We start from the raw sequence: 12,409 nt of genomic DNA, 5'->3' as shown, positions 1-12,409 counted from the left end.
ATATACTCGATAATTAAACTATATTTTAAAATGATTTTCTTGTGAAGACGTTACTTCTTCCTCATATAAACACTCACCGGAACACCTGTAAAATCGAAATTCTCGCGAAGCTTGTTTTCCAGAAAACGCTTGTAAGGGTCTTTAACGTATTGTGGCAAATTACAAAAGAAAGCAAATTGTGGCTGTGGTGTAGGCAATTGCATGATGTACTTTATTTTAACAAACTTGCCTTTGTATGCTGGCGGCGGATAGTTTTCAATTAATGGCAAAAACACCTCGTTAAGCGTACTTGTTTTAATTTTTTTGGTTCGGTTTTTATAGACCTCAACTGCGGTTTCTATGGCTTTGTAAATACGTTGTTTGGTCAACGCCGAAATAAATACAATAGGTACATCAGTAAATGGTTCCATTTGTTTTCTGATTGCTTTTTCATAATCTTTAACCGATTTGTGGTCTTTCTCCACCAAATCCCATTTGTTAACCAAAACCACGACACCCTTCCTATTACGCTCAGCCAGCCAGAAAATGTTTTGCACCTGTCCGTCAAAACCTCTATTGGCATCTAAAACCAGTAAACACACATCGCAGTGTTCAATGGCACGAATACTGCGCATTACAGAGTAAAACTCTAAATCTTCTTTTACCTTCGACTTCTTTCTTATTCCCGCGGTATCAACCAAATTAAATTCAAACCCAAAACGGTTATATTTGGTATCAATGGAATCACGTGTAGTTCCAGCAATGTCGGTTACAATATATCTATCCTCACCTATTAAGGCATTTATAAAAGATGACTTTCCAGCGTTGGGGCGACCAACCACGGCAAATCTTGGTAACTCTTCTTCAACTACCTCTTCTTTTTCAGGCAAGGCTTCAACCAAAGCATCCAACAAATCGCCCGTACCGCTTCCATTTATACTGGCAATGGTGAAATATTCACCCAATCCCAATGCATAAAACTCTACGGCATCTTCGGCACGTTTGGCATTATCAACTTTGTTTACCACCAAAAAAACAGGTTTCTTAACTTTTCTAAGCAATTTAGCCACATCCTCGTCCATTCCGGTAACGCCAGATTCAACATCTACCATAAAAATTATGGCATCAGCCTCTTCTATCGCAATTTCAACCTGCTTATCAATTTCAGCTTCAAAAACATCATCGCTTCCCAATACATAGCCACCAGTATCTATTAAGGAAAACTCCTTTCCATTCCAATCGGTCTTTCCGTAATGACGGTCTCTAGTAACTCCACTTACGGCATCAACAATCGCTTCCCTACGTCGAATGAGACGATTGAAAAACGTTGATTTACCCACATTTGGCCTTCCTACTATAGCTACAATATTGCTCATGATATTTAATTAATGGTTTTTGGATAAGCTGACTGTCAACACGCTTACCTGAAAACTTGTGCAAAAATAGCAAATATCCTAATGCACCGTCCTTTTTATGAAGAATAATAAAATACCCAGAATTTTGAATAAAAAATAGTAATTTACTATCCTAAAACTAAATTAATGGCATTACCAAATGATATTGTTTTAAGGCCGCGCTTTAAGTTTGAACTCCCAAGAAGTAATGAAGCGGTTTTAAAGGACTTTGAGGAAGCCAAAACTGCACAATCTGATTTTATTGTTAGTAGAATTGACGACCATGTTTTTATAAAATTCCCGAAGGCAAAACAGCATTTTTGGTCACCACAATTGCATTTGGAAATTAATGAAGTAACCAAAGAATCTTGCATGCTTCATGGTTTGTTTGGTCCAAACCCAACTGTCTGGACACTTTTTATGTTCCTTCACTTTATTGTAGCCCTTGTTTTTGTGGCATTTGGCATTTGGGCATACTCAAATTGGTCTTTAAAACAAAGTTATGCCGTGCAATTGAGCGTTATGTTTTTGATGGTCGTTATCTGGATTGCATTATATTTTGCGGGAAGCATTGGCAAAGCATCCAGTAAAAAAGATATGCTTGAATTGAATGATTTTATGAATGGTGTTTTAGACAGAAAAGATTAATTGTTATACCCAAAACGTTTCAGCTGGTTTTGGTTGCTGCGCCAATTTTTGTTCACTTTTACATAAAGCTCAATGTGGATTTGTTTTCCAAAGAAGGTTTCCAAGTCTTTTCTGGCCTCAATTCCAACACGTTTTAACGCGCTGCCTTTGTGGCCAATAATAATCCCTTTTTGGGTTTCACGCTCTACCATTATTACCGTTCGCACCCTTATAATTTTTTCTTCCTCTAAAAACTCTTCAGTTTCAACCTCAACGGCATAAGGTATTTCTTTTTTATAATGAAGAAGGATTTTTTCGCGAATGGTTTCATTTATAAAAAAACGTTCTGGTTTATCTGTCAGTTGGTCTTTTGGATAAAACGGAGGTGATTCAGGAAGCAAATCAAGAATACGGTTAAACACTTCTTTTACGTTAAAACCTGTTAACGCCGAAATTGGAAAAATCTCGGCATTGGGAACTTTCTCTGCCCAAAGCTGAACTTGCTCTTCCAATTGCTCTTGATTGGATTTATCCATTTTATTCAACAACAATAAAATAGGAATTTTGGAACTGGTTATTTTATTAAAAAAGGCTTCGTCCTTCAGTTCTTGCTCACCAATTTCAACCATGTACAATAAAACATCAGCATCCTCAAAGGCGGATTTCACAAAATCCATCATGGATTCCTGCAATTCGTAAGCCGGTTTTATAATACCCGGCGTGTCGCTTAAAACCACTTGAAAATCATCTCCATTTACAATGCCCAAAATTCTATGGCGTGTGGTCTGTGCCTTTGAAGTGATAATGGAAAGTTTTTCACCCACAAAGGCATTCATTAAGGTTGACTTGCCCACGTTTGGGTTGCCTATAATATTTACAAAACCTGCTTTATGGCTCATTTACTTGATTTTACTTGCTGCAAATTTACAACTTGAAAAACTTATTCTTCCATAAAAATTGAAAACAAAAAAAGCAGAAAGATAAACTTCCTGCTTTTAAACTCATTTAATATATGGTATGTTACTTAACTTCTAAAAGTTCAACATCAAAAACTAATGTTGCGTAAGGCTTAATAACACCGCCCGGTCTTGGATTGGCACCATAAGCCAAATCCTGAGGAATAAAGAACTTGTATTTTGCGCCTTCTTTCATTAATTGCAAACCTTCTGTCCATCCCTTAATAACTTGGTTTACGCCAAACTCTGTAGGCTCACCTCTATCAACGGAGCTATCAAACACAGTACCGTCCAATAAAGTGCCATGATAATGTACTTTTACTTTAGAAGTTGCAGTTGGTTGTGCCCCTGTTCCTTCTTTTAAAACGATGTACTGCAAACCGCTTTCGGTAGTCTGAACGCCATCTTTTGTTTTGTTTTCAGCTAAGAATTTTTCGCCTTCTGCTTTATTTTTTTCACCTTCTTCTTTTCTTTTTGCCATTTCTTCCTGTTGTTTCTTTTGGAAGTACGCCCTAACTAATTGTTGTGCCTTAGCTTGGTCAATTTGAAGGTTTGTAGAATCAGAACCATTTATAAAACCTTGAATGAATAAATCGTTATCAAACTCATCAAAGCTCCTTTTAACATTATTAGCCACATCTAAACCGATAGCATAACTTACAGAATCCAACTCAGTTTTTAATGGTTCGTTCGATACGCCATTTTTGTTACATGATACCATAATCAGTACGAACGCCACTAGACTTAAAAATTTCATTATTTTCATTTTTTGAATTATTGTTTTTATAAAGTTGTTTTTTTCGCGATGCCAAATGTAACAAATTTAAAGTGAGTAAAAAAAGGAAAACCTTCCCGAATCCCGAGAAGGTTTTTAAGTTTAACAAGTTTTTAACGAAGGAATCTGATTAAAAACCTCTAACCTTTTTAACAATAGCCAAAGCATCTTTTACATCCTGCTCCAGTTTTGCATAATCTTTATTGGCAATGATTTCTTTTGAAATCAATTGAGAGCCCATACCAACACAAGTTGCACCAGCATCAAACCAACCTTTTAGGTTAGCTTCGTCTGGAGAAACCCCTCCGGTAGGCATAATGCTTGTCCAAGGTTGTGGCCCTTTAATACCTTTAATGAATTTTGGGCCGTATAAGTCACCAGGGAATAATTTAACAATTTCGCAACCCAATTCCTCGGCTCGTGCTATTTCTGTTAAACTTCCACAACCAGGAGACCAAAGTACTTTTTTACGGTTACAAGCTATTGCAATATCTTCCCTTAAAACAGGCGTAACGATAAAGTTTGCACCCAAAGCCATATAAAGTGAAGCCGCTGCACCATCAGTAACAGAACCAACACCCATTATCATACCAGGAAGTTCCTTTATGGCGTATTTTGTTAATTCCCCAAAAACTTCATGGGCAAAATCGCCGCGCGCGGTAAACTCCATTAATCTGGCGCCACCATCGTAACATGCCTTTAATACTTTTTTGCTTAAGTCAATATCTCCGTGGAAAAACAAAGGAATCATTCCTGTATCTTTCATAGCCTGAGCTACTTCTAATCTTGAAAATTGTGCCATTTTATATAAATGTTTATTTGTTGAATTGCTTATTTGTTGAACTGTAAACTGGCTTAACGACTTAACATCTCAACAACTAAACTATTAAATTTTTATCTAGCCACACGACCAGAAGCGTCGCCACCCATTAATTTTTCAACCTCGGCAACAGTTACCAAGTTAGCATCACCTTTTATGGTGTGTTTCAAGCAAGATGCGGCAACGGCAAAATCCAATGCATTTTGGTCATCTTCAGGATATTTCAATAATCCGTAGATTAAACCTCCCATGAATGAATCTCCACCACCTACTCTATCAACGATGTCTGTGATTTGATACTGACGGGTTTCATACATTTTCTTTCCATCATATAAAACACCCGCCCAAGTATTATGTGAAGCAGAGATAGAACCTCTTAAAGTTGTAATTACTTTTTTAGCTCTTGGGAATTTTTCCATCATTTGCTTACAAACTGACAAAAATGCTTCAGCTTTTACATCGTGTCCATGCGTTTGAACCGCAAGGCCTTCCGGTTTAATACCAAAGTGCATTTCCGCATCTTCTTCGTTACCCAAAACCACATCACAATATGATGTTAGTTCGGTCATTATTTGTTCTCTTTTTGCTGCATCGCAATATTTCCAAAGTTTTGCACGATAATTTAAGTCGGTTGAAATCGTAACACCCTTCTTGCTAGCCACTTTAACAGCTTCCAAGCAAACATCGGCTGAGCTTTGTGAAATAGCTGGCGTAATACCTGTCCAGTGAAACCACTCAACACCTTCAAAAATCTCTTCCCAATCAATCATACCAGATTGGATGGTAGACATTGAAGAATAAGCCCTATCATATACTACTTTACTACCTCTTGACACCGCACCAGTTTCTAAGAAATAAATACCAAGGCGATCACCACCCCAAACAATTTTATCTACACCAACGCCTCTTTTGCGCATTTCCATCATAGCACATTCACCTATATCGTTTTTAGGCAAACGCGTTACGAAGTCTACAGGCACACCATAATTGGCCAATGACACGGCAACGTTAGATTCTCCACCACCATAAACAACATCAAAATTGTCGGCTTGAGAAAATCTTAAAAATCCTTGAGGAGCCAAACGAAGCATAATCTCCCCAAAAGTTACTACTTTTTTCATCTTTTGAATTGTATTTAGTTTTAAATATTTTTAACTGGTTAAACGATTAAGCATATAGTTGAACAAAAATCAAAACCACACAAAGTATTTGATATTAAATAGGTTTTGATTATAAAATTTATCGCCCTATATTTGTTTAAACGATTAAGCAAAGATATAAAAAAATTGAATATTAAAAGAAAAACAACCATAAAAGATATTGCCAACGTCTTAAATATTTCTACTGCCGCGGTTTCTAAGGCTTTAAATGATGACTCACGTATCAGCGAAAAGACCAAGCAAGCGGTAAGACAGGTTGCCAAAAACCTGAATTATCAGCCCAACCATCTTGCTAGTGCCTTACGAAAAGGGAAAAGCAACTTGGTTGGGGTTATTGTGCCCCGAACCAACAGCCACTTTTTTTCTTCGGTTATTCAAAATATTGAGGAAGTGCTCAATAAAGAAGGGTACAATATTGTTATGACTCAGTCCAACGAGTCCTATAAAAAGGAATGCGATAATATTGATACGCTCCTATTCACGCAAGTTGATGGTATTATAGCTTCCATGGCGAATGAAACAATAGATTTGACCTACTATGAAAAAATTAAATCCAAAGGCATTCCTTTAATTTTATTTGACCGTGGTGAAAATGACCTCAACGTAGATTATATAGGCATAAACGATTACGACAGCAGTCAAATGATAGTTGAACATTTGGTCAAACAAGGATGCAAAAGAATTGCACACATAGGCGGTTATAGGCATACCCGAATTTTTAACAACAGAATAAGAGGCTACATTGACGCACTAAAAAAACACAATCTGCCACTCGACAACGAATTGCTCATTGAGAGTAGCCTGACCATTGAAGATGGCCGCAAAAAAATGACACAACTTTTGAGCTTGGAAACCAGACCAGATGCTGTTTACATAGCTAGTGACTACGCTGCTTTAGGTGCCTTGCAAATACTAAATGAGCAAAACATAAAAATTCCACAAGACATGGCTTTGGTAGGCTTTGGCAATGAGCCATTTACTTCAATGGTTACACCAAGCATTACCAGCGTAAACCAACATAGTGAAGAAATTGGAAAACAGGCTGCACTGAAATTTTTAGATTACACCAAAGAACCTGTTATTAAGCAATCTTTGAACAAAATTATCTTAGAAGCCGAATTAGTTGTTCGGGATTCTTCAAATATTGAAAAGGTTGAATAACGTTTACAGTTTTTCCAATAACATTAAGTTGTATGGGGAACTAATTTCTATTCTCCCATTTTGAACAGTTGAAGTTAAATCAGAATATGCATCACGTATTTCTTCTCCTTCCTTAAATACTTTCGAAACGTCAATAACCTTATTTCCCTTTTGGAGGTTTAAACCTATAATAACATTATCATCTAAACCGTTTTTTGAAAAGCTTCGAGAAAACACATAAGGATTCTCGGTTAACATTTGATGTATCCCTGCTCCAATTGAAGGATGATTTGCACGGAACTGCCCAAGTTTCTGCCAATGGGCCAAAATTTCAATCGTTTTGTCATTGTTTGCTATGGCATCCCAATTCATAAATGAACGCAACGTGGCATCACCTTCAGTATCTTCAATCACCAATGAACGTGCAGACTCATCACCGTAATAAACTTGGGATGTTCCGGGGCACAACAATAACTTTATTGCTGTTTCATAAGGTTTTTTACGAGCAGCATCAAATGGTTCGCCATCGTCATGGGAGCTTAAATAGTTTAACACGCCATAACCTTTTAATTCTGAATTCAAGATATCTGAATATTTCTTAAACATGCCTTCTATAGGTTGCTGGGCAGCATTCCATTTTATTTCAAAATTTATCAAACCCTGAAAAGCATCGTCAAAATAGTTCACCTTTTTATCTCCAAAATCAAAAGCCTTTCCTGCAGAAATGTTATAATTGTAAACCTCACCAACCAAATAAAAATTGTTATCATCCAAAACCTTTTCTGGGTTGTTCTTTTTGTAATTAGCAAAGGCAAAATCACATTGGTCTTTAAATTCTTGCCAAACATAGGGCTCTGTATGTTTCACTGTATCCACCCGATAGCCATCAATACCAAATTCTGTTATATAATCGGTTAGCCATTTCATGATGTAAAATCTTGGTGCCCTTGGGTAATTTGTTCGTTCAAAAAAAGCATCTAACTCGGCAATTTCTTGTTCGTATCGTCCTTCTTTCTTCCATTTTTCAATCAACTGCGGAGGTAAGTCAACAGGCTCATTACTTTCAGTCTTGATATCCGGAAGGTTTTTCACCAATGTACAGGTAACTGTGGATTCAAAAGAACTATAATCGCATTGTGGTTGGGTTCGCACCCATGTTTCTGGCCATACCGTATCATCATCAGTTACAGGCCCTGTATGGTTTATAACGGCATCCAATAAAATTCGAATACCATGTTTATGGGCTGTTTCAACTAATTCTAGCAGGTCTTCGTTTGTCCCAAAATTTGGATCTATAGCCGTCCAATCACTAGCCCAATATCCGTGAAAACCATAACTCATACCAGTGCCCTCATCTGTGCCCCCATGAATCTGTTCTACAATTGGGGTCATCCAAATGGCATTTATTCCTAAACCGGTAAAATAACCGTCTTTAATTTTTTGGGTTACACCTTTTATGTCACCTCCTTCAAAGCCACGAAGTTTGCCTGTTTCCCCAGTTCTGTTAAAATTTACATCGTTTGTTTTATCTCCATTGTAAAATCTATCTACTAGCAAAAAATATACATTGACTCCTTCCCATACAAAAGGGGTTCCCGTTTGTTTTGTCATTTCTTTTACTTCTTTTTCCTTGCAACTAAAAAAGAAGATAGCCAGTACCAAAAGCAGAAAGATTCTTCGCATGTTATTGAATTCTTAAAATGAAGGATTCCAATGGTTTTAATTGCATTTGAAGGCTGCCAACATTGTTTTCAACAAGTAATTGACCTAAGAATTGATGATACAACTGATCTTCAACTTGGTAAGTTCCATTGGTCATTCCCCATGACTCGATAATGATTTGGGGAATTTGCAGATTAAATTGTTGATGATTTACAGCATCAAAATTTGAAGCAATAATTAACTTTTCAGCTTCACTACAACGCACAAAGGAAAACACTTTGTCACCGTAATGTTCTGTATTTTTGCGGTTGAATAAATGGATATCTTGATATTTCCCTGCCAATGCAGAACTAGAAATAGTAAAGTTCAATAACCGTTTATAAAAATCCCTCAATTCCTTTTCGGATTCGGATAATTGACCACCGTCAAATTTCTTGTTGTTTACCCAACGCTGATGTGCCGGTACACCAACATAATCAAAAATGGAGGTTCTAGTGGGCGAACCAAAACCTGCATCTTCTGAACCGTCCTCCCCTACTTCCTGTCCAAAATAAATCATGGTCGGTGCTGTTGTTAAGGTAGCTGAAACCACCATAGCCGGCTTTCCTTTTTCAGCGTTCCCAGCAAAATCTGGACTTGCCAAACGCTGCTCGTCATGGTTTTCAAGAAAGTGCAGCATATGGTGTTCAATATCTTTAAGTTCGTCAAGAATAGGTGGAATATTATCTGTTTTACCGTTGCCCTGAATGATGTGCTTTATGGTATCGTATAATTGGACTTTATCATAGAGATAATCCATTTTGCCTTTTTTGATATAATCTCGGTACAAAGCCGGATTGTAAACCTCGGCCAACAAAAAGGCATCTGGGTTTTTCATTTTTATTGAAGAATTCATGAAACTCCAAAACTCCACGGGCACCATTTCTGCCATATCATAACGAAAACCATCAACCCCTTTATCTAACCAATACAAAGCAATATCGCGAAATTTTATCCATGAATTTGGAACTGGTTTATCTTGCCAAAACTCAAAATGCTTCTTATAGTTTTCATTTTCAAATCCATCTAGCAATTCATCAAAATCCTTACTGCCTTCAGGAGAAATACCGTAATTCACTTTAACAGTTTCGTACCAATCATTAAAATTTGGTTGCGATAAGCGCGACCCATTACCCGTCCATTTTGCAGGAGCTTCATCAAAATTCCCATCAGCCAACGGATTTTTTTCTCCTCCAAGGGGCACATAACCCCCTTCCCAATGAGGCACTTTAAAGGATTCGTCTGGGTTGTAATAGAAATTATTATTTACGTTGTAGGCGACGGAAGTATCATCATCCTCTCCAAAATCCCTCACCCCTTCAGGTTTGGAAATACTTTTATAATTTCGGGCCACATGATTGGGCACGATATCAATAATTACTTTCAAACCTATTTTGTGGGAGCGTTCAATTAAAGCCTCAAATTCCTCTAAACGGTTTTCAACATTTACTGCCAAATCTGGATTAACATTGTAATAATCCTTGACGGCATAAGGTGAACCGGCACGTCCCTTTACAACATCGGGGTCATCATTTGAAATGCCATATTTTGTATAATCGGTAATAACATTATGGTGCGGCACACCTGTGTACCAAATGTGGGTAACACCTAAATCCTTGATTTCCTCTAAAGCCCTATCTGTAAAGTCGTTAAACTTACCCACGCCATTTTCTTCAATGGTTCCCCAAGGTTTGTTGGTGGTATTTGTGTTTCCAAACAAGCGTGTAAACACTTGATAAACCACTAATTTCCCTTGAACTTTCTCTGTATTTTCTACAGTAGTTTTTGCTTCCTTTTTCCGCTGCCCACAACTAATAAAAAACATAAATAATCCGATAGTAATTATGATTGATTTTAAGTTAACGCCCATTAGCCATTTCCTTTTGTCGTTAGAATAACACTGCCTTTATCCTTTAATGAAAATGAACCTTTCCAAGTTTGGCTTTCTCCATTTATGATATCGTGCACTATTTTTCCATCGAGACCAATTTCTTTGAATCTACTTAAATCCAACTCAATTGGAACGTTATTTTTATTCATTATTTGAATGACAGTTTCATCATCAAAAATCCTGAACAACACATAAACGCCATTTTCTGGTGCAAAGTGAATGGTTTTACCTTCATGAATGGCTTGACTGTTTTTTCTATAATTCAGTATTTTTTTGAGGAACAACTGCATGTCTTTCTGCTCCAAGCTCAAGCCTTTACCCGTAAATGCATTTATGACATCACCTTCCCAGCCCCCAGGAAAATCTGTACGTACCAGACCGTGGTCTCCAGGGTTATCAAAATCGTTCATCAAAATTTCGGTACCATAGTAAATTTGTGGAATACGGGGCATTGTCAAAATATAGCTCAAGGCCATTTTGGTATTTTCAATATTGCCGTGTAATTGGGTAAATATGCGACTCATATCATGATTATCGGGAAAAACCATAATGTCCTTGGGGCTTGCATAAGCAAAATCGTTGGCCAAACCTCTATAAATCCCTATTAGGCCGGAGTCCCAAGATTCTTCATCATTCAGGCCTTTTACAATAGTTTCCTGCATTGCGAAATCCATGGGCGATTTCAAGTTGGAGTTATAGCCATCCCTATTGATATGCCCTTGCTGCCAATAGGCGATTAGCAATGGATTGGTCGTCCATTCTTCTCCAACAATACTGAAGTTTGGATATTCATTCATAATTGCTCCCGCCCATTTACTCATAAAATTTTTATCAGGATACGGGTAGGTGTCTTGCCTTATACCTCCAAGTTTAGCTGTTTCAATCCACCAAATACTGTTCTGGATGGTATACTTAGCCATGAATGGATTTCTTTGGTTTAAGTCTGGCATGGCCGAAACAAACCAACCTTCGCTCATGGCATTTTTATCTAATTGAGATGCATAAATATCTTGGTTTGTAGTGCGTCTGTGGTTTGTGGTAATACTTTTGCTACCATCCCAATTCTCAATGTTTTCAACATAACTGTCTTGATGGTTTATCCAATCTTTAAACGGCAAATCTTTCATCCACCAATGCTCTACACCACAATGGTTGGCCACTTGGTCCATGATTAATTTCATGCCCCTTTCAGACAATTTTTTAGACAAAGCCACATACTCTTCCAAAGTTCCATATCTCGGGTCAATTTCATAATAATCGGTAATGGCATATCCATGATATGAACTTTGGGGCATATCGTTTGTAAGCAGTGGACAAGGCCAAACTGCCGTAAAACCTAAATCTTCAATGTAATTTAAATGATTTGAAATACCCTCAATATCGCCACCGTGCCTGGCATAGTCATCTGTTCTATCAATGGATTTTTCCTTTAAATTTTCAACAATGTCATTCTCAGGATTTCCGTTTGCGAACCTATCTGGAGTTATTAAATAAATAACATCGCTACTGTCAAAACCCTTGTAATCTTCAGATGGCCTGTCCCTAGATTTTAACTCGTAGGTATACGCCAAATCATCTTCACCTTCCTTTTTAAAAATGATATTGAATTTACCTGCAATTGCGGTTTCTGACACGTTTAAATCGATGAACAAATAATTCGGGCTATCCGCTTTATGAACATTTACTACGGAAACACCTTCATATGAAATTTCAGGAGTCCATTCAGAAATGTTGGGATGTTTCACCATCAACTGCAATTCTGAATCCTTGAAACCAACCCACCAATTTGGTGGCTCAACACGTTGAATGTCGTATTTTTCGACTATTGAAGTTTTAGCATCAAACCCGTCGTTCATAGTGCTTTGTTTTTTGCAAGATAAATTTAACGTAATTACAAACACCAAAGCAATTAAAATGAAAGGTTTGGCATGTTTTTGTTGTTTTAAATAATCCATAATTGGTTTAC

Annotated in this window: 10 protein-coding genes; 2 read left to right on the top strand and 8 right to left on the bottom strand. The window is 37.2% G+C overall.

Annotated elements, in window-relative coordinates:
- Positions 1 to 50: 50 nt before the first annotated feature.
- The gene (gene der / locus WJN01_RS14225; protein ID WP_445197828.1) at positions 51 to 1,355 is read right to left on the bottom strand and encodes a ribosome biogenesis GTPase Der; all 1,305 of its coding nucleotides are present in this window, start codon (positions 1,353 to 1,355) and stop codon (positions 51 to 53) included.
- Between the two features lie 165 nt (positions 1,356 to 1,520).
- Here der and WJN01_RS14220 point away from each other — a divergent pair, with 165 nt between their 5' ends.
- Positions 1,521 to 2,021: a GTP-binding protein gene (locus WJN01_RS14220; protein ID WP_445197827.1), complete on the top strand. Its 501-nt coding sequence runs from the start codon at positions 1,521 to 1,523 to the stop codon at positions 2,019 to 2,021.
- Here WJN01_RS14220 and era read toward each other — a convergent pair.
- The 4 genes from era to WJN01_RS14200 all read right to left on the bottom strand — a co-directional run bounded on the left by era (position 2,018) and on the right by WJN01_RS14200 (position 5,672).
- Positions 2,018 to 2,899 carry a GTPase Era gene (gene era / locus WJN01_RS14215; RefSeq protein ID WP_445197826.1) on the bottom strand — a complete coding sequence of 294 codons (882 nt, stop codon included), beginning with the start codon at positions 2,897 to 2,899 and terminating at the stop codon, positions 2,018 to 2,020. The two genes, WJN01_RS14220 and era, sit on opposite strands and share 4 nt — an antisense overlap.
- A gap of 121 nt (positions 2,900 to 3,020) precedes the next feature.
- Positions 3,021 to 3,713 (bottom strand): BamJ family beta-barrel-assembly machinery protein, encoded by a 693-nt coding sequence (bamJ, locus tag WJN01_RS14210; protein ID WP_445197825.1) that lies wholly within the window; start codon positions 3,711 to 3,713, stop codon positions 3,021 to 3,023.
- Between the two features lie 148 nt (positions 3,714 to 3,861).
- Positions 3,862 to 4,533: a bifunctional 4-hydroxy-2-oxoglutarate aldolase/2-dehydro-3-deoxy-phosphogluconate aldolase gene (locus WJN01_RS14205; RefSeq protein WP_445197824.1), complete on the bottom strand. Its 672-nt coding sequence runs from the start codon at positions 4,531 to 4,533 to the stop codon at positions 3,862 to 3,864.
- 92 nt (positions 4,534 to 4,625) lie between these two features.
- Positions 4,626 to 5,672 carry a PfkB family carbohydrate kinase gene (locus WJN01_RS14200; protein ID WP_445197823.1) on the bottom strand — a complete coding sequence of 349 codons (1,047 nt, stop codon included), beginning with the start codon at positions 5,670 to 5,672 and terminating at the stop codon, positions 4,626 to 4,628.
- Between the two features lie 165 nt (positions 5,673 to 5,837).
- Between WJN01_RS14200 and WJN01_RS14195 the strand changes: the two genes are divergently transcribed.
- The gene (locus tag WJN01_RS14195; RefSeq protein WP_445197822.1) at positions 5,838 to 6,872 is read left to right on the top strand and encodes a LacI family DNA-binding transcriptional regulator; all 1,035 of its coding nucleotides are present in this window, start codon (positions 5,838 to 5,840) and stop codon (positions 6,870 to 6,872) included.
- Positions 6,873 to 6,875: 3 nt separating this feature from the next.
- On the opposite strand, the gene WJN01_RS14190 is transcribed toward WJN01_RS14195, so the two are convergent.
- From WJN01_RS14190 to WJN01_RS14180, 3 genes are read right to left on the bottom strand one after another with little or no spacing between them, the layout of a single operon-like run.
- Positions 6,876 to 8,534 carry an alpha-amylase family glycosyl hydrolase gene (locus tag WJN01_RS14190; RefSeq protein ID WP_445197821.1) on the bottom strand — a complete coding sequence of 553 codons (1,659 nt, stop codon included), beginning with the start codon at positions 8,532 to 8,534 and terminating at the stop codon, positions 6,876 to 6,878.
- Position 8,535: 1 nt separating this feature from the next.
- Positions 8,536 to 10,422 carry an alpha-amylase family glycosyl hydrolase gene (locus WJN01_RS14185; protein WP_445197820.1) on the bottom strand — a complete coding sequence of 629 codons (1,887 nt, stop codon included), beginning with the start codon at positions 10,420 to 10,422 and terminating at the stop codon, positions 8,536 to 8,538.
- Positions 10,422 to 12,398, bottom strand: coding sequence for a glycoside hydrolase family 13 protein (locus WJN01_RS14180; protein WP_445197819.1), 1,977 nt, complete (start codon positions 12,396 to 12,398; stop codon positions 10,422 to 10,424). Before WJN01_RS14180 ends, WJN01_RS14185 begins: the two co-directional genes overlap by 1 nt.
- Between the last annotated feature and the right edge of the window lie 11 nt (positions 12,399 to 12,409).

The organism is Tamlana sedimenti, from assembly GCF_038148895.1.
GTDB lineage: Bacteria > Bacteroidota > Bacteroidia > Flavobacteriales > Flavobacteriaceae > Tamlana.
The sequence above is the reverse complement of the archived record's forward strand: the minus strand, read 5'-3'. Positions and strand labels throughout refer to the sequence as shown.